This is a genomic window from Streptomyces sp. NPDC002536 (assembly GCF_053594995.1).
This window is the reverse complement of record NZ_JBSFWU010000013.1, coordinates 1-16,481: the sequence shown is the minus strand read 5'-3', so window position 1 is coordinate 16,481 and position 16,481 is coordinate 1. Positions and strand designations below refer to the sequence as shown.

Here is a 16,481-nt window from a genome sequence, read left to right as displayed (position 1 = left end):
CAGGTGGCGAAGATGACGGACGAGACGCCCGCACCCGCCCCTCGCACGGGTGGCGAGCCCGTGCTCGCACTGCACGACGTCGCCGTGCGCGTGAGCGGACGCACCCTGTGGTCCGGTGTGAACATCCGTGTCGCGGCGGGCGAGTTCACCGCGGTCCTCGGCCCCAACGGGGTCGGCAAGTCCACCCTCGTCAAGGTACTGCTCGGTGCACAGCCGGCCGCAGCCGGCGACGTACGAGTCCTCGGGGCGCGTCCCGGCGAGGCCAACGACCGCATCGGCTACCTGCCGCAGCGCCGCACCTTCGACGCCTCGATGCGCATCCGCGGGGTCGACGTGATCCGCATGGGTCTGGACGGCGACCGCTGGGGCGTACCGCTGCCCCTTCCCGGTGCCCGTCGCCGGGCCGCCCGTGAGCGCGTCGCCGAGGTCGTCGAACTGGTGGGGGCGGGAGCCTACGCGCACCGGCCGATCGGGCAGTGCTCCGGCGGCGAGCAGCAGCGGCTGCTGATCGCGCAGGCGCTCGTGCGACGGCCCCGACTCCTGCTGCTGGACGAGCCGTTGGACAGCCTTGACCTGTCCCATCAGGGCGGGATCGCCGCGTTGATCGGACGCATCTGCCACCGGGAGGGCGTGGCCGTGGTCATGGTGGCCCACGACGTGAACCCGATACTGCCCCACCTCGACAAGGTGGTGTACCTGGCTGCGGGCCGGTCCGCCGTCGGCAGCCCTGGCGACGTGATCACCTCCCGCACTCTGACGGAGCTCTACGGGACGCCGGTCGAGGTGCTGCGCGCCTCCGGCGGGCGGCTGGTCGTGGTCGGCCGGCCGGAGGCGGCAGGAGGGGGCCACGATGGCGGCTGACCTGGCCTCCCCTCCCTGGTCGTGGAACCTCGTCGACGACTTCCGGCTGATGTGGTCCTACCCGTTCATGGTCGACGCCTTCCGTGCGGGGGCGATCGTGTCCGTGGTCTCCGCGGTCGTCGGATGGTTCGTGGTCCTGCGGCGGCAGACCTTTGCCGCGCACACCGTCTCCGCCGTGGCCTTCCCCGGTGCCGCCGGGGCCGTCCTCCTCGGATTCGGGGCGGTCTACGGCTACTTCACCCTCTGCATCGCCGCCGCCCTGGTCATCGCCGCCCTCCGGGGCGGCGGTGGCCGCGAGGAGTCCGCGCTGACCGGAACCGTGCAAGCCTTCCTGCTCGCCTGCGGGTTCCTCTTCATCGCGCTCTACAAGGGGCTGCTGGAAGGACCGCAGACGATCCTGTTCGGCACCTTCCTGGGCATCACCACGACCCAGGTGACCATCCTGTTCGGCGTGGGCCTGGCCGTTCTCGCTGCGCTGGCACTGATCGGCAGGCCGCTGCTGTTCGCCTCCGTCGATCCGCAGGTCGCCGCCGCCCGGGGCGTTCCGGTGCGGGCGTTGTCCGTCGGCTTCCTCGTCCTGCTCGGTGCGGCGACCGCGGAGGCCGGCCAGATCACCGGAACCCTGCTGGTCTTCGCGCTGATGGTGGTCCCCGCCGCCACCGCCCAGGCCGTCACCGCCCGTCCGGCCGCAAGTCTCCTTCTGGCCGTGCTGTTCTCCCTTGCGGCCACCTGGCTGGGGCTGACCGCCGCCTACTACTCGCCCTATCCGCTGGGCTTCTTCGTGACGTCGTTCGCCTTCGCCGGGTACGTTCTCGCTCTGGGTCTGCGCGCACTGCGCGACAGGCCGGGCAGGCGGGCCCGGTGCACGGGTGCGGCCCTGCCGGTCGAGGAGGTTGCCGGATGACCGTTCTGTCAGCGGCCGGCCCGCTGTCGCAGCCGTTCTTCCAACACGCCCTGCTCGCCGGGACGTTGATCGCGGCCGGGTGCGGACTGGTCGGCTACTTCCTCGTCCTGCGGGCCCAGGTGTTCACCGCCGACGCGCTCAGCCACGTCGCGTTCACCGGCGCCATGGCCGCCCTCGCCTTCGGCTGCGACCTGCGCCTCGGACTGTTCGCCACAACGATCGCCGTGGCCCTGCTCTTCAGCACGCTGGGCCGGCGGTCCCGCCCCGACGACGTCGTCATAGGGAGCGTCTTCTCCTGGGTCCTGGGGCTCGGCGCCTTCTTCGTCACCCTGTACACCGCCTCCCGCAGCACGGCCAACGGCACGGCGGGAGTCAGCGTCCTGTTCGGGTCGGTCTTCGGCATCTCCGCCGGACGGGCGGTCACGGCCGCGGTGCTGGCCGTAGGCGTGTGCGCGGCGATGCTGGCGATGGCGCGTCCGCTGCTGTTCGCCACCGTCGACGAGGCCGTGGCCGCGGCGCTCGGCGTTCCGGTGCGGCTGCTCGGCCTCGGCTTCCTCGCCGTGGCCGGGGCAGCGGCCGCCGAGGCCGCCCAGGCGGTCGGCTCCCTGTTGCTGCTCGGTCTGCTGGCCGCCCCCGCCGGGGCCGCGATCCGCCTGACCGACCGCCCGTACCGGGCACTTGCCCTCTCCGCGGGTCTCGCGGTGGCCGAGATGTGGGCGGGGCTCTTCACCTCGTACGCCGTGCCGAGAATGCCGCCGAGCTTCGCCGTCATGGCCGCCGCCACGGCCGTGTACGCCGCCACCTTCCTGATACGGCGGCCGGGGCGCCGTTCCGGCGCACGTTCCCCCGACCGCACCGCAGCCCCTATGGGGGCCTGAGCGAAGGCACTTTGCGATGGACGGCAACAGACCGCACCGCTCTCCCCTGCCGGACGTGGCACTGATCGGACGGTCGACGCAACAGCGTGCCGTCGTGCTCGGCGCCCTCCTCGTGGCGGAAGGTTTCGTCAGCGCCCAGGCCCTGCACAAACGGCTGGTGGCGGACGGTTCGCCCGTCGGCCTGTCCACCGTCTACCGCACGCTGAGCGCGCTGGCCGGGGCCGGCCGTGCGGACGTCGTCCGGGACGTCAACGGCGAGCGGCTGTTCCGCCACCGTGCCGGCCCCGTCCACCACCACTACCTGATCTGCACCGAGTGCGGGCTCAGCCTGCCCGTCCCCTCCGAGCCGGTGGAGAAGTGGGCGGAGAGGATCGCGCGGTCCTCGGGGTTCGCCGACGTCCGGCACATCGTCGAACTGGCCGGTGTCTGCCCGGACTGCGGCCGGGACGGCGTGCGGCCCCCGGGCTCGTGAGCGGATGTGCCCGCGGGAGCACACCCGCCCGTCGGGTCATGCGAACCGGGAGCCGGGGACCGGGCCGCTCGCCGGCACCCGTGTGCGGTCGCCCTGGAGCCAGTGGGCGGCCGAAGCGCGGACGAAGGCGGCGAAGGCCTCGTCGTGGTCCTCGGGAGCCTCGTCCTCGGCGTCGTCCTCGGCGGCATCGGCCCGGACGATCCCGGCCGCGATCTCCTCGGCCGGCCGGGAGTCCTCCGCCGCATGCTCCACCTCACCGTTCTCCCCCATCTCCAGATGGGAACCCCACGGCGGGACCACGCTCTGGACGAGCAGCGCCGCACTGTCCGGCGTCACCGGCGGGGTGTCCGTCCAGCAGGAGGCGTGCTCGTGCAGCACCTGACCGGCGGTGCGCTCGTGCAGGGCGGTCAACAGCTCGGGGTCCGCCTCGGACAGGTCGTAGGCGACCACGACCGTGTCGGTGCGGGCGGGCTCGAACGGGACCGCGGGCAGGCCCAGCAGCTCGGCCGCCGCCAGGCCGAGGATGTGGCTGGAACGGTCGGGCAGGAGCGAGACCGTGGTGGGGTGCAGGTCCGCGGCGGACAGCGCGGTGCGCAGCCGCAGCAGTCCCTGGCGGCACAGTTCGGGCGAGTCCTGGAGCCAGGCCCAGCGCCCGTTCATCCCCGCGCCGAAGCCGTACGGGGACAGGGTGCCCAGTACCGTTCCGGCGATGACGAACTGCCAGCCGCGCAGGTCCTGTTCACCGAGCAGGGGTGTGGGCACCGGCGCGGAGGCAGCGCGCAGGGCCTCGGCGCGCCGGACGATGCGCTGCAGGCGCCCGTGTGCGGGGTGCCAGCGCTCGTCGTCGGGTGCGGACAGCAGGCCTGTCTGGTGCCGGGCCAGATCGAGGCGGCCGGCCATGGCCGCGTTCCAGGCGAGCAGGTAACGGTCGGGCCAGTCGCCGAGCGTCTCCTCGCGGGTTTCGAGGACCGCGGCGGCCCTGTCGTGACGGCCGGTCTCCTCGTAGGCGGCGACCAACTCGCGCAGGACCGCGCCCGATTCGGGGACGAGCTCCAGCGCGCGCCGCAGGGCGGGCACGGCGGCGTCCGGCAGGCCGCGTTCGATGCAGGCGTACCCGTACTCGTAGAGGGCCTGCGGCTGTTCGGGCTCGGCGGCGGCCCGGCGGGCCGCCTGCTCCAGGTCCTCGAACCCCGTTGCGGCCGCGGCCCGGGTCAGCAGTGCGGCCAGCTCACCGATCGGCAGCTCCTCTTCGCGGCCGCGAACCAGCCGTAGCGCACCGGGGACGTCGCCGGCGGCGACCAGCTCCAGGGCCTCGGCTATCTCCGGGGTCTGCGGCGAGTTCTTCTTCTTGCGTGCGAACATGCGGACCATGTTCTGCCACGAATCGGTGCAGATGCAAATGGATTGACTGCCCGTTCAGCTTGAGTTTTAACCTGTCGTTGGTTCTCCGTCCCAGCGGAACCAAGCGCGGTCTTGGTCGATGTGGAGGAGGAATTCGGCAACGGGGCCTGACGGTGACATGAGGGTCAGGGCATTTTCGATGCGGTCGTAGGCATCGTCGAATCGTTCGAACTCCTCGGCCTCGACGAGGGCGTTGACCTCGTCGAACCAGAGCTTGAACCGGCCGAAGGCCGGCTCGGGGAGGAAACGGCCGCGCAGCCAGGGCATGTCGGCGTCATCGATGGTGATGGTGCCGACGAGGGTGCCGCCGCTCATCAGCCGCCACACGCTGTCGGGATTGGTCATGCCGGCCTCACGGGTTCACTCCTGCGACTTCCTCACGTAGCCGTGCACCGCACGGCTGTCCTCCCCGAAGAGGGCTGTCGCAGGTCAGGGTACTGCCGAGCTGCGGACGGGCGGGCTGGCGTTCAGGTAGACATCCCCCGAGGGGCAGCCGACGAACGGGACCTCGAGTGCTCAACCGGTGTTCGTTGCGGTCCGGCGGGCCAGGTGTCGGTCGTGAGGGCTGCGGCGTAGGGACGGGGCCGGGCTTGTCAGGGCCCATGAAGCCCGGTTTCCCATGCCTCAGTGGAGCTCGGTTTCCCATGCCTCAAAGGGCGGATCGACCCGGTAGCCAGGATCACAGTAGCCGCGGATCCATTGCGCCGCCCGGTGCTGGGCATCGCCCTCGTTGACAACACTGCCCGCCTCGTCGACCTGGAGAACGTTGGTGAAAACCGCGAAGGCCATCTCCAACGCGGATCCGGACGCCATGAGCTCCGATTTGTAGTCGATCCCGTCGAGCAGGTCGAGATCGATCGTGCCGTTGGCGATGTAGAACGCGAAGAACCTGACAGCGGAACGTACATCGACGGGAAGGTGCTCCATGGGCACATCATGCAAGGTGGTCGGACCACCGACATCACCCCCCTCGCCCACCACAATCATCCGCCTCCGCCACCTGAGCTTCCCCATCCAGCAAGGACGCACGTCGGCGATCCGCCGCCTCGTGATCCAGGCCCCGTCCCACCGCCCAACTCGCTGCCGAGAGCGCAGAGATCTGGCGACACTGCCCCCCGTGACCACTCACGGTGAGCACAAGCCCTCACCGTCTACGGTTCCGGCGGCCGCACCCGATGTATGTACCGTCGTTCGCGGTCGGCCGGCCCATCGACGACCGCCGACTGCTCACCGAGCTGAGCGCGAACGCGTCTCGCTCACTGTGCATTCCGACACCGGAAGAGTCGCCTCACTGTGCAACGGAACACCGGATGCTGTCCCCGCACCGCCATAGGTTGTACACCGCGGTCCCCGCAGGGAAGAACCGCACCACGCAACCGTTTCTGATGCATTGAGGGATCCTGTGATGAACGCACTCAAGAAGACGCTCATGGGCGTCGCAGGCGCCGGCCTGGCCGTCTCCTCCGTTGTCGGTGGAGCCGGCACGGCGGCAGCGGGATCCAACGGCCAGCAGATCGTCTACCACAACATCAACAGGCCCGGCTTCCCCAACCCCTACTCGATCCGGGTCAGCGGGACCAACCAGAACGGCATACAGGTCACCTCGCGCTGCTTCTACACCGAGGGAGGCGAGTGGACGAACCTCGACGGCTACTGGTGGGTCGGAAAGGTCTCCTACACCACGTATTACAACGCCAAGTGCGACGGCGCTTCGATCAATTCCGGCAGCATCGTGGTCCCGAAGGAGCGGACCGGCGACTGGGTGGCCATCACGACCTGACAGACACAGCGCGGTACCACCCTGTGCGCTCCCGCTCCCGATTGCGCCCGCTCTGCCTCAGCCAGGTCGAGGACGTGCCGCGCGACCCACGGATGGTGCGCGGCGCTGCCGATCACCAGATCGTCCACGACCACATCGAGCAGTACGGCGAGCAGTCGGCGTATGGCCAGCCGGGTATGGCACTGATCCGAGGAGCGGCCGTTGCGGCCGTAGACGTGGCAGAACAAACGGTCCGCGCTCGTGGGGGCCGTCGGGGCGGAGCCGGCGGCTGATGTCGGCCGCGAGGACCAGGTGCCCGTCGGCGGCCTGAGGCATGGGCAGGCCGGCGAGCACCTGCCGCAGCCGGGACGTGTCCACCAGCTCGAACAGCTCGTCCCCGCGCGCGGTCAGTTGAAGGCGGCCCCAGCGTCCGGCGAACGCCTCAGCGCTGCACGACGCAGACGGAGATCAAGGAGCAGGTTCAGGCGGCGACGCGGCAGGCGAGCTGAGTGTCCAGGGCGGCGTGGAGCCAGTCGTGGGCGGCGCCGGGGGTCGGTTCCGACGACGGGCCGGAGAGTTCGGCCTTGAGCTGCCAGTACCGGTCGATGCGGGGTTCCGCGGCCAGCATGGTGCCGAGACGGTGCCGGAAGGCGGGGGTGTCGCGTGTGCCGCAGGCGCGGGCGTGGGCGTCGACGAAGGCGTCGAGTGCCTCGCCCTCGCGGGGCGGCCGGCCGGTCTGCAGGTCCGGCGATGCCAGGGCGAACGCCTCGATGAGGCCTTCGTAGAGCACGGCCGGCCGGTAGTCGCCGTCGGGCCGGTGCACTTCGGGCTGTTGACGGTCGTTGCCCGCGCAGGAGCCGGTGACGAGGGCGTGCATGCGGGCGAAGGCCAGCACGTGGGCCGGTGCCGGATCCGCAGGAGGCTCCGGAACCGCGCGTTCGAGGATGGCGGAGACCAGCCGCGCCGGGAGCCGTGCGGGCAGCCAGTACCGCCAGAAGCGCGCCATGGGCGCCGTGTCGGGCGGGGTGGTCATGGCGCCGACCAGGAGCAGCCGTTCGGCGCGCTCCTCGGGGGTGCAGTTCCGCAGGAGCTGCAGGGCGGCCTCCCGCCAGCGCAGGGCGGCCAGTCGGGAGCCGAGCTCGCGCAACTGCCCGGCGATGGCGTCCTCCAGGGCGTCCTCGCTGTCGAGGACGCGGCCCACGTCGGGGACGGGCAGGTCGAGCGTGCGCAGGGAGCGGATCATGCGCAGCCGGTCGAGCGCCTCGGGTCCGTAGCGGCGGTGGCCGCCGGCGCTGCGGGCCGCTTCGGGCAGCAGGCCGCGGTCGGAGTAGAAGCGGACGGTCTTGACGGTGACGCCTGCGTGCTCGGCGAGCTCTCCGATGCTCCACATTCCGTCAGGGGACACGGTGTCGGGCCTCTCTCGGCGGGAGTTCCCAGTCTAGTGGGCCCCGCTCACGGTCAAGATGTGCGGCCCGGTTCCCCCTCAGTGGTGAACTCTGGCATCACGGGGACTCGGAAGGGAAGCACCTGGCCATGGGATCCCTTCCGCAGCCGCAGTTCCACATGCCGTTCCAGTCCCGTCTCAACCCTCATGTCGACCAGGCCCGCGCACATGTCAAGGAGTGGGCCCGGCAGATGGGCATGTTCGACGAGGAGTACCTGGAGTGGCCGCAGAGGTGGAGTGAGGAGAAGTTCGATCAGGCCGACTTCCCGTTGTTCATCGCCTTGACCCATCCGGACGCCGATGCCTGCGAGTTGGACCTGGTCACGGCCTGGCATGTCGCGCTGTGGTTCGTCGACGATCTGTTCCTGCCGCTCTACCGGCGCGACCACGACCAGGCGTCGGCTGCGGCCCAGGTGGAACGGCTGATGCTGTTCCTGCCGTTGGACGGATTACCGCGGCCGCTGAGCCCGGGCAATCCCGTGGAACGGGCCTTCGCCGCTCTGTGGACCGGCACGGCCGCCACCATGAGCCCGCTCTGGCGCGACCGGTTCATCAGCAGCGTGCGGCGCTTCCTTGACGGGGTGCTGTGGGAGCTCGAGCACGTCGACCGTGCGGTGACCGACCTGATCGAGTATCTGGGGGCCCGCCGCGACTTCGGCGGTCTGCAGTTCACCGCCGTGCTCATGGAGCACGCGATGGGTGAACTCCCTCCGGACGTGCTTCGCTGCAGGGAGTTCCGCACCGCCGTGGACGCGTTCGTGGACGCCATCAGCCTCCACAACGACATCGTGTCCTATGACCGGGAGATCGATGAGGGCACCGTGGGCAACAACGGTGTGGAGGTTGCCCGCACGGCCCTCGGGCTGAATCTGCGTGACGCCGGTGCCATCGTCGATGCCCTGCTGACCGCCAGGGTCGACACTCTGGCCGAGGCCCCGGCGGCCGTGCCGCCCGAGGCGGTACGGTTCGTCGAGTCCCTGCAGGAGGCGCTGGCGGGCTCGTACTTGTGGCACGAGCTGACCGGCCGCTTCGGCCGGGAAACGGCCGGAACCCTGGGGAAACCCTGTGGGCTGGGCACGTCCGCGGCCTATGCCTTTTCGGGACAATGACCGGCCGGGCGCCGGTCAGGCCGTGAGCGCGGCCGCCCGGTCGCGCAGTTCGGCCAGGGCGATCTGCAGCAGGGGGTGCCCTTCGCTGCCACGGCGGACGGCCGTGAAGACGCGGCGCGTCGGTCCCGGTCCGCGCAGGGGGCGGACGGCGGGGGTGAGGGCCGGGCGGATGCCGTGCAGGGCCGAGCGCGGGACGAGCGCGACGCCGGCGCCGACGGCGACCAGGGCGCAGACGGCGGAGAAGTCGTCGGAGAGGCACTCGACGCTGGGCTGGAAGCGGGCCTCCTCGCAGGCGCGCAGCACGGCCTCGTGGACGGGATTGCCCGGCCAGGGGGTGATCCAGGGGTCGTCGCGGAGGTCCGTGAGGTCCACCTCGGGCTTGTCGGCCAGCCGGTGGCCGGGCGGCAGCACCGCGTCGAAGGGCTCCTCGTACAGCGGCGCGTACAGCAGCTGGCGGCCGCCGGGGGCGAGGGAGTCGCGGTGCTCGACGGCGACGGCGATGTCGGCCCCGCCGTCGGCGAGCAGCCGGGCGCTGGCGTGGCCCTCGGCGTCCTTGACGCGGACCCGCACGTGGGGCGCCCGCCGTCCCAGGGCGGCCACGGCGGGGGCGACGACCTCGGTGATGGAGGTGGCGAAGGCGGCGATGGTGACTTCGCCCGCCAGGCCCGTGGAGCACTTGGCCAGGTCGGCCTCGGCCCGCTCCAGCTGGGCGGAGATCTCGTCGGCGTGCCGGGCGAGGACGCTGCCGGCGGCGGTGAGGCGGACGGTGCGGCCCCGGCGCTCCAGCAGGGCGTGCCCGGTCTCCGCCTCCAGGGCGGCCAGCTGCTGGGAGACGGCCGAGGGCGAGAGGTAGAGGGCGTGCGCGGCCGCGGTGACGGTGCCGTGGTCGGCGAGGGCGCGCAGGACGCGCAGGCGGCGGGGGTCGATCACCCGTTCACTATCGCATTCGCCCACGGCATTCATGAAGCCCTGCTTCACAAGTGGTGTGGAAAAATGTTGATGGACTTCACAGCGGTGCACGGCGCAAAGTGATGTTCCATGAGGGCATTGGTGAAGACCACGGCTGGGCCGGGTCTCGAACTGACCGAGGTACCGACGCCGCAGGCGGGTCCCGGGCAGGTTCTGATCAAGGTACTGCGCACCGGCATCTGCGGTACCGATCTGCACATCGACAGCTGGGACGACTGGGCGGCCCGTGTGGTCCGCGCCCCCCTCGTCGTCGGCCACGAGTTCGCCGGCGAGGTCGTGGAGACCGGCCCCGGCGTGAACGCGGTCAAGACCGGCGACATCGTCAGCGGCGAGGGCCACCTGGTCTGCGGCACCTGCCGCAACTGCATGGCCGGCCGCCGTCACCTGTGCATCCGCACGGTCGGCCTCGGCGTGCACACCGACGGCGCGTTCGCCGAGTACGTGGTCCTGCCCGAGTCGAACGTCTGGGTCCACCGGCACGAGATCGACATCGACGTCGCCGCGATCTTCGATCCGTTCGGCAACGCCGTGCACACCGCGCTGTCCTTCCCCGTCCTCAACGAGGACGTCCTCATCACCGGCGCCGGCCCCATCGGCATGATGGCCGCGGCCGTCGCCGGCCACGCGGGCGCCCGCTCCACCGTGATCACCGACGTCAGCCCCTACCGGCTCGCCCTGGCCCAGAAGATGGGCGCCACCGTCGCCCTCGACGTCAGCAGCCGGCGCATCGCGGACGTCATGCCGGAGCTCGGCATGACCGAGGGCTTCGACGTCGGCATGGAGATGTCCGGCCGCGCCGACGCCCTGCAGGACATGATCGCCACCATGTCGCCCGGCGGCCGCATCGCCGCCCTCGGCCTGCCCACGGGCGACGTGAGCATCGACATGGCCACGGTCGTCACCCGCATGCTGACCCTGCGGGGCATCTACGGGCGCGAGATGTTCGAGACCTGGTACGCGATGTCCGTCCTGCTGCGCAGCGGCCTCGACATCTCGCCGGTGATAACGCACCGCTTCGGTTTCGAGCAGCACGCCGAGGCGTTCGCGACGGCCCGCTCCGGCCAGTGCGGGAAGGTCGTCATCGACTGGACCCGGCCGACCGCCCCCTGACGCCGCCCACCCCTGACGCACGACCACACGAGGAGTCCCCCATGTTCGACGGCATGCGCGAGCACCTGCGCCAGGAGCTGCAGGACATCCGCGACGCGGGCCTGTACAAGTCCGAGCGCGTGATCACCAGCCCGCAGTCCTCGGCCATCAGCGTCGGCGACGGCAAGGTCCTGAACTTCTGCGCCAACAACTACCTCGACCTCGCCGACCACCCCGAGGTCATCGCGGCCGCGAAGCAGGCGCTGGACGACTGGGGCTTCGGCATGGCCTCCGTCCGGTTCATCTGCGGCACCCAGGCGCCGCACAAGGAGCTCGAGGAGAAGATCTCCCGGTTCCTCGGCATGGAGGACACGATCCTCTACAGCTCCTGCTTCGACGCCAACGGCGGCGTCTTCGAGACGCTGCTGGGCGCCGAGGACGCGGTGATCTCCGACGAGCTCAACCACGCGAGCATCATCGACGGCATCCGCCTGTCGAAGGCGGCCCGATTCCGCTACCGCAACCGCGACATGGCCGACCTGGAGCGCTGCCTGAAGGAGGCCTCCGGCGCCCGCCACAAGCTGATCGTCACCGACGGCGTGTTCTCCATGGACGGCTACATCGCCCCCCTGGACGAGATCTGCGACCTGGCCGAGCGCTACGGCGCCCTGGTCATGGTCGACGACTCGCACGCCGTCGGCTTCGTCGGCGAGGAGGGCCGCGGCACCCCGGAGCTGTTCGGGGTGACCGAGCGGGTCGACATCATCACCGGCACCCTCGGCAAGGCCCTCGGCGGTGCCAGCGGCGGCTACGTCGCCGCGCGCGCCGAGATCGTGGAGCTGCTGCGGCAGCGCTCGCGCCCGTACCTGTTCTCCAACTCCCTCGCCCCGTCGATCGTCGGCGCCTCGCTGCGCGTGCTCGACCTGCTGGCCGAGTCCGGCGACCGGCGCATCCGGCTGCGGGAGAACACCGCGCTGTTCCGCAAGGAGATGACGGAGGCCGGCTTCGAGGTGCTGCCCGGCGAGCACCCGATCACCCCCGTGATGGTCGGTGACGCCGCGCTGGCCGCCCGGATGGCCGCGGAGCTGCTGGAGAAGGGCATCTACGTGATCGCCTTCTCCTACCCCGTGGTGCCCAAGGGCAAGGCCCGCATCCGCGTCCAGCTGTCCGCCGCGCACTCCCGCGAGGACGTGCTGCGCACGGTCGCGGCCTTCCGCGAGGTCCGCGACGCCATCGGCGCCACGGCCTGATCCGCGCCGCCTGCCCGCCCGCCCCGGATCCGTCCGGGGCGGGCGGGCGCGTTCCCGGGGGTTGGACGGCCGCCTCCGCCCGGGCAGGATGGGCCGTATGGCCAATCCGACCAGTCCTGACCTGGTTCCGTTCATCAAGCAGCGCGTCGTCCTGCTGACGACCTACAAGCGCGACGGCACGCCCGTCGGCACACCGGTCAACATCGCCGTCGACGGCGACCACGCCTACATCCGGACCTTCGGCGCGGCGTGGAAGGCCAAACGCATGCGCAACAACCCCGAGGTGGAGATCCGCCCCTCCACGATGCGCGGCGCGCCGACCGGGCCGCCCGTGCCGGCGCGCGCACGCCTCGTCGAGCAGGGCAGCGAGGAGAACCGGCACGCCGCGAAGTGCCTCGCCCGCAAACACCCCTTCCTCCACGGGGTGCTGGTGCCGCTGACCCATCGCCTCAAGCGGGACCGGACGCTGCACTACGAGTTGCGGTTCGGCGACTACTCGAACTCCTCCAAGTAGGCCGTCTCCGCCCGTTCCTGCGCCTGGAGCTTCACCCGCGTCCTGTCGATGTGGTCCAGGCCCTTCGTCTGCACCATCCGGTCGACGAACGCCCCTGCCAGCCCGGCGAGGAACTCCCTGGCGGCGGCGCGGTCGGCCGGTTTGCCGTTGCGCGCCACGTGCAGGTCGTAGGCCTTCATCGCCGCGTACGCGGCCGCCGCCGCCATCAGCTCGTGGCTGAGCCTGGCCCGGTGCGGGGCGTTGACGACCGTGTCGTAGGCGCCTTCGGAATCCTCGGGATACCAGTCCACGGGTCCAGGGTTGCCCGGCACGGTCGCGGCATCACACCGGGTGACGCAAACGGGTTACGGCGCGGTGCCGGGGTCCGGCCGGTCAGCTCCACAGGGCGTGGGCGAGAGCGGTGCCGGTGAAGACTGCGCCGAGGCCGGCGGCGACGCTGCCGAGCACGTTGGCGACGGCGAAGAACCGCGCCCCGTCCTCGGCCAGCCGCAGCGTTTCGTAGGAGAACGTCGAGTAGGTCGTCAGCGCCCCGCACAGGCCGGTGCCGAGCAGCAGTTGCACGTGCGACGACGCGGCCCCGGCCGCCACCGCGCCGGTGACCAGGCCGAGGATCAGGCAGCCGATGACGTTGACGGTGAAGGTGCCCCAGGGAAAGACGGTGTCGTGCCGCCTCTGCACTGCCCGGTCCGTCAGATACCGCGCGGGCGCGCCGACGACGGCTCCCATGATCACCAACAGCCAGCTCACGATCCGTGCTCCTTCTTCCTGTTCTTCCTGCGGCCGATGTGGCGGTGGACCTCGACCTCGTCGAGGACGACCAGGCCCTCGACGACCAGCTCGTCCAGCTGCGGCAGGAAGCCGCGGATGCGCTCCTCGGTGTCCACGATCACGATGGCGACCGGCAGGTCCTCGCTGAGCGAGAGCAGGCGCGTGGTGTGGACGAGGGAGGAGGCGCCGAAGCCCTCGATGCCCTTGAACACGCTCGCCCCGGCAAAGCCGGCGGCGTGGGCGCGGTGGACGATCTCGGTGAACAGCGGCCGGTGGTGCCAGGTGTCGTCCTCGCCGATGAAGATGGTCAGCCGCAGGGAGCTGCCGTTCAGCCGCGTCATCGCATCCTCCGGGAGATCAGGCCGCGGGTCGCGGCGGCGGCGGTCCATACCCCCGCCAGTGCGGAGAGCAGCGTGGCCGCGAGGTAGGCCAGGGCCGACCCGGGGCGTCCGTGTCCGACCAGCTGTTCGATGTCCACCGCGTAGGTGGAGAAGGTCGTGAAGCCGCCCAGGACGCCGGTGCCGAAGAACGGCCGCACCAGGCGGTGTGCCGCCCACACGTCGGTGATGACGACCATGAACACGCCGATGACCGCGCACCCCGTCGCGTTCACGAGCAGGGTCGTCCGCGGGAAGGCACCGGGGGCGGTCGGCCAGACGAGGGAGGCGCCGTAGCGGGCGGCGGAGCCGATGGCGCCGCCCAGTGCGACCACGGCCACGACCGGCCCCTGGCCCGAGGGCCGCCGCCGGGGGAACCGTCCCGCCTGCTCGATGCCGGGATCGGCGGGCTCCTGTACGGCCCGGACGTCGCGGGACTCTGTCACGATGCACTGCTCCTACTCGCCGGCACCCGGATACGGGTGCACTCGGATCGCAAGTAGGGACCGTTGGCGGCGGATGGTGCTGCGGTTCGGGTACGGCGGGCCCCACCGCCGTTCGACGCCTCCTGCAAGGGGCGCCACCAGCAGCCAGAATACCGCGCACCGCAGCGACCGGCAGGGCGTCCGGCATCGCGCTATCATCGCCATATGGCGATGACAACTCCCTCAGTGATTGTCGAGGAGCGGGGCAAGCTGGCGCCGGCTGCCGCGTTGTTCCGCTCGCTCGGCGACCCGGCCCGCCTCGCGATCGTGCAGCGGCTCGCACGCGGCGAGGCTCGCGTCGTCGACTTGGTCGACCAGCTCGGTCTGGCACAGTCGACCGTCTCCAAGCACCTGGCCTGCCTGCGCGAGTGCGGGCTGGTCGGCTCCCGGCCCGTGGGCCGGGCCTCGGTGTTCGCCCTCACCCAGCCCGCGCTCCTCGACGTGCTCGGCGCGGCCGAGACCGTGCTGGAAGCCACCGGCAACGCGGTCGCGCTGTGCCCCGACTACGGGCGGGAGGCCGACACGTGAGTGGCAACCGGCAAGACGACAGGTGTACTTGCGCACCCGGGTGCACGGATACGTGCTGCCGTCCGGCGGTGGCACGGGACGCGGCCTGGCAAGCGGCAGCGCGCAAGGCGAAGTTGCTGTCGTGGATCTCCCTGGGCTGCATGGCCGCCGAGGGCCTGGTCGCCGTCATCGCCGCACTGCTGGCCCACTCCGTCGCGCTGCTCGGCTTCGGCCTGGACTCGGTCGTCGAGGGCCTCGCATCGGTGGTCATCGTGTGGCGCTTCAGCGGCTCCCGGACCCTGTCGGAGACCGCCGAGGCCCGCGCGCAGAAGGCGGTCGCGGCCACCTTCTTCCTCCTCGGCCCGTACATCGCCTACGACGCCGTCTCCGCCCTGGCCACCGCCGAGAAGCCGGCCACCAGCCCGCTGGGCATCGCCCTGTCGGTCGCCTCACTGATCGTCATGCCGTGGCTGGGCCGGGCCAAGCGCCGACTCGGTGCGATTCTCGGCTCCGGCGCCACCACCGGTGAGGGCACGCAGAACCTGCTGTGCGCGTACCTCGCCGCCGCCGTCCTCCTCGGACTCCTCGCCAACACCCTCTTCGGACTGTGGTGGTTCGACCCCGCCGTCGGGCTGCTCGTCGCCGGCCTCGCCGTACGCGAGGGCGTCGAAGCCTGGCGCGGCGAGGAATGCGGCTGGTCAACTTGACCCGGTCGTGATCGGCCGGGTGTGGAGGTAGTGCCCAACTGGCTGCCGGGTGGGCTCCTCCGTCCAGTCACCCCTTTATGGGGTGGCAGGGACGCGTGACTCACGCCCCGCGTTCCACGCGGCCGCGCCCTTGCGGGCGAGGTTGCGGGAAGCGTTCCGGTCCGCGTGGGCAACGACCCCGCAGTTCCGGCAGATGAAGAGGCCCTGGCTCGCCCGGTTCTTCTTGTCGGTGTGGCCGCACCCGGAGCACTGCTGCGAGGTGTGGGCGGGAACATCGCAGACCGCGATCAGGTAGAACGCGCCGTCGCGTGCGATCAGGTCGGACTCGCCCTTACGGTACGCCCGGAGTGTTTTGAGTGCGTCAGCGGAGCAGACGAAGCGGATGTTCTTGATGCGTCCGACGGTGGTCCAGATGCTCACCGTTTGCGCATCGTACTGCCAGCTCAGACACCGGTCGTCGTACGGCTGCGCGGCCTCGGAACGGAAAACGACCGGCTTCGCCTCCGCCTTCCGGCGCCGCTCCGACCCGGGCTTGCCGAGGTTCCCGGCTTTGATGTTGCCCGCTCGAACGCCACCGAAGACACCCAGTTCGCTGCCTCGTTGACCGTGTGCAGAGTCGCCGACAGCGCGGCGGCCTGCCCGGCCTCCGGCAACAGCTTCACCTGCACAACGACCCTCACCCGAGCAGTCTATCGAGAGGCACTGACAACAGGGCGAGAACCGTGAACACGCGCAAGCCAGAGCAACATTGAGAAACGATTCCTCCCGGGCGTGCACACCCGGGGTTCCTCGCTAGGGCCTGTCCGGCGGATCTTCGTCGCGCGGCACCGCAGCGCCCCGTCAGGGGCGCGGGGAACTGCGCGATCAGCCACGACGCGCCCGCAGTCGAGGTTCTCGGGGCTTCGCCCCGGACCCCAGGGGCAATGCGTCGGCTGCAGGCCGTCGGTGGCTTGTCGCGCAGTTCCCCGCGCCCCGGACGGGGCGCGC

At 71.1% G+C, this 16,481-nt stretch carries 21 protein-coding genes and 1 pseudogene; 11 read left to right on the top strand and 11 right to left on the bottom strand.

The annotated features are described in order from the left end of the window. Nucleotides 1-12: 12 nt before the first annotated feature. Genes ACWD4B_RS07390 through ACWD4B_RS07375 form a run of 4 tightly spaced genes read left to right on the top strand, consistent with a single transcriptional unit; the run spans nucleotide 13 to nucleotide 3,115 of the window. Nucleotides 13-861, top strand: a complete 849-nt coding sequence (locus ACWD4B_RS07390; protein ID WP_451419877.1) for a metal ABC transporter ATP-binding protein — start codon at nucleotides 13-15, stop codon at nucleotides 859-861. Next, nucleotides 851-1,765: a metal ABC transporter permease gene (locus tag ACWD4B_RS07385; RefSeq protein WP_451419876.1), complete on the top strand. Its 915-nt coding sequence runs from the start codon at nucleotides 851-853 to the stop codon at nucleotides 1,763-1,765. The genes ACWD4B_RS07390 and ACWD4B_RS07385 overlap by 11 nt, the downstream gene beginning before the upstream one ends. Beyond that, entirely contained in the window at nucleotides 1,762-2,643 is an 882-nt protein-coding gene (locus ACWD4B_RS07380) for a metal ABC transporter permease (protein WP_451419875.1), read from the top strand. Before ACWD4B_RS07385 ends, ACWD4B_RS07380 begins: the two co-directional genes overlap by 4 nt. Nucleotides 2,644-2,659: 16 nt before the next feature. Beyond that, nucleotides 2,660-3,115 carry a Fur family transcriptional regulator gene (locus ACWD4B_RS07375; RefSeq protein ID WP_451419874.1) on the top strand — a complete coding sequence of 152 codons (456 nt, stop codon included), beginning with the start codon at nucleotides 2,660-2,662 and terminating at the stop codon, nucleotides 3,113-3,115. Nucleotides 3,116-3,151: 36 nt separating this feature from the next. Here the strand turns inward: ACWD4B_RS07375 and ACWD4B_RS07370 are convergent, their stop codons facing one another. The 3 genes from ACWD4B_RS07370 to ACWD4B_RS07360 form a co-directional block, all read right to left on the bottom strand. Beyond that, nucleotides 3,152-4,477, bottom strand: coding sequence for a tetratricopeptide repeat protein (locus ACWD4B_RS07370; RefSeq protein WP_451419873.1), 1,326 nt, complete (start codon nucleotides 4,475-4,477; stop codon nucleotides 3,152-3,154). 66 nt (nucleotides 4,478-4,543) lie between these two features. After that, on the bottom strand, nucleotides 4,544-4,861 hold the full coding sequence (locus ACWD4B_RS07365; protein WP_451419872.1) for a hypothetical protein: 318 nt from the start codon (nucleotides 4,859-4,861) through the stop codon (nucleotides 4,544-4,546). A 279-nt stretch (nucleotides 4,862-5,140) separates the two neighbouring features. Further along, nucleotides 5,141-5,443, bottom strand: a complete 303-nt coding sequence (locus ACWD4B_RS07360; protein ID WP_451419871.1) for a DUF7677 family protein — start codon at nucleotides 5,441-5,443, stop codon at nucleotides 5,141-5,143. A 478-nt stretch (nucleotides 5,444-5,921) separates the two neighbouring features. On the opposite strand from ACWD4B_RS07360, the gene ACWD4B_RS07355 reads away from it, so the two are divergent. Continuing rightward, nucleotides 5,922-6,296, top strand: coding sequence for a hypothetical protein (locus ACWD4B_RS07355; RefSeq protein WP_451419870.1), 375 nt, complete (start codon nucleotides 5,922-5,924; stop codon nucleotides 6,294-6,296). A gap of 157 nt (nucleotides 6,297-6,453) precedes the next feature. Here the strand turns inward: ACWD4B_RS07355 and ACWD4B_RS07350 are convergent. Both ACWD4B_RS07350 and ACWD4B_RS07345 read right to left on the bottom strand, forming a co-directional pair. After that, nucleotides 6,454-6,686: pseudogene (locus ACWD4B_RS07350) on the bottom strand (transposase); the annotation flags it as partial. Between the two features lie 70 nt (nucleotides 6,687-6,756). After that, a complete protein-coding gene (locus ACWD4B_RS07345; protein WP_451419869.1) occupies nucleotides 6,757-7,665 on the bottom strand; it encodes a helix-turn-helix domain-containing protein in 909 nt (302 codons plus the stop codon). 143 nt (nucleotides 7,666-7,808) lie between these two features. Here ACWD4B_RS07345 and ACWD4B_RS07340 point away from each other — a divergent pair, with 143 nt between their 5' ends. After that, nucleotides 7,809-8,828, top strand: a complete 1,020-nt coding sequence (locus tag ACWD4B_RS07340; RefSeq protein ID WP_451419868.1) for a terpene synthase family protein — start codon at nucleotides 7,809-7,811, stop codon at nucleotides 8,826-8,828. 15 nt (nucleotides 8,829-8,843) lie between these two features. Here the strand turns inward: ACWD4B_RS07340 and ACWD4B_RS07335 are convergent, their stop codons facing one another. Continuing rightward, complete coding sequence (locus tag ACWD4B_RS07335; protein WP_336415280.1) at nucleotides 8,844-9,758, bottom strand: LysR family transcriptional regulator; 915 nt, start codon at nucleotides 9,756-9,758, stop codon at nucleotides 8,844-8,846. Nucleotides 9,759-9,866: 108 nt separating this feature from the next. Between ACWD4B_RS07335 and tdh the strand changes: the two genes are divergently transcribed. The 3 genes from tdh (at nucleotide 9,867) to ACWD4B_RS07320 (ending at nucleotide 12,650) form a co-directional block, all read left to right on the top strand. Next, on the top strand, nucleotides 9,867-10,907 hold the full coding sequence (tdh, locus tag ACWD4B_RS07330; protein ID WP_451419867.1) for an L-threonine 3-dehydrogenase: 1,041 nt from the start codon (nucleotides 9,867-9,869) through the stop codon (nucleotides 10,905-10,907). A gap of 41 nt (nucleotides 10,908-10,948) precedes the next feature. Further along, nucleotides 10,949-12,136, top strand: a complete 1,188-nt coding sequence (locus ACWD4B_RS07325; RefSeq protein WP_451419866.1) for a glycine C-acetyltransferase — start codon at nucleotides 10,949-10,951, stop codon at nucleotides 12,134-12,136. Nucleotides 12,137-12,233: 97 nt separating this feature from the next. Then, a complete protein-coding gene (locus tag ACWD4B_RS07320; protein ID WP_451419865.1) occupies nucleotides 12,234-12,650 on the top strand; it encodes a PPOX class F420-dependent oxidoreductase in 417 nt (138 codons plus the stop codon). On the opposite strand, the gene ACWD4B_RS07315 is transcribed toward ACWD4B_RS07320, so the two are convergent. From ACWD4B_RS07315 to crcB (ACWD4B_RS07300), 4 genes are all read right to left on the bottom strand, one after another. Then, the gene (locus tag ACWD4B_RS07315; protein WP_451419864.1) at nucleotides 12,629-12,940 is read right to left on the bottom strand and encodes a DUF3759 domain-containing protein; all 312 of its coding nucleotides are present in this window, start codon (nucleotides 12,938-12,940) and stop codon (nucleotides 12,629-12,631) included. The two genes, ACWD4B_RS07320 and ACWD4B_RS07315, sit on opposite strands and share 22 nt — an antisense overlap. An 82-nt stretch (nucleotides 12,941-13,022) precedes the next feature. Next, a complete protein-coding gene (crcB, locus tag ACWD4B_RS07310) occupies nucleotides 13,023-13,397 on the bottom strand; it encodes a fluoride efflux transporter CrcB (RefSeq protein WP_451419863.1) in 375 nt (124 codons plus the stop codon). Further along, nucleotides 13,394-13,759 carry a DUF190 domain-containing protein gene (locus ACWD4B_RS07305; RefSeq protein WP_451419862.1) on the bottom strand — a complete coding sequence of 122 codons (366 nt, stop codon included), beginning with the start codon at nucleotides 13,757-13,759 and terminating at the stop codon, nucleotides 13,394-13,396. The genes crcB (ACWD4B_RS07310) and ACWD4B_RS07305 overlap by 4 nt, the downstream gene beginning before the upstream one ends. Continuing rightward, nucleotides 13,756-14,241, bottom strand: coding sequence for a fluoride efflux transporter CrcB (gene crcB / locus ACWD4B_RS07300; protein ID WP_451419861.1), 486 nt, complete (start codon nucleotides 14,239-14,241; stop codon nucleotides 13,756-13,758). Before crcB (ACWD4B_RS07300) ends, ACWD4B_RS07305 begins: the two co-directional genes overlap by 4 nt. 204 nt (nucleotides 14,242-14,445) lie before the next feature. Here crcB (ACWD4B_RS07300) and ACWD4B_RS07295 point away from each other — a divergent pair, with 204 nt between their 5' ends. Both ACWD4B_RS07295 and ACWD4B_RS07290 read left to right on the top strand, forming a co-directional pair. Continuing rightward, complete coding sequence (locus ACWD4B_RS07295; RefSeq protein ID WP_451419860.1) at nucleotides 14,446-14,808, top strand: ArsR/SmtB family transcription factor; 363 nt, start codon at nucleotides 14,446-14,448, stop codon at nucleotides 14,806-14,808. A gap of 68 nt (nucleotides 14,809-14,876) precedes the next feature. Further along, nucleotides 14,877-15,494, top strand: coding sequence for a cation transporter (locus tag ACWD4B_RS07290; RefSeq protein WP_451419859.1), 618 nt, complete (start codon nucleotides 14,877-14,879; stop codon nucleotides 15,492-15,494). A 75-nt stretch (nucleotides 15,495-15,569) separates the two neighbouring features. Here the strand turns inward: ACWD4B_RS07290 and ACWD4B_RS07285 are convergent, their stop codons facing one another. Further along, the gene (locus ACWD4B_RS07285) at nucleotides 15,570-15,914 is read right to left on the bottom strand and encodes a zinc ribbon domain-containing protein (RefSeq protein WP_451419858.1); all 345 of its coding nucleotides are present in this window, start codon (nucleotides 15,912-15,914) and stop codon (nucleotides 15,570-15,572) included. Between the last annotated feature and the right edge of the window lie 567 nt (nucleotides 15,915-16,481).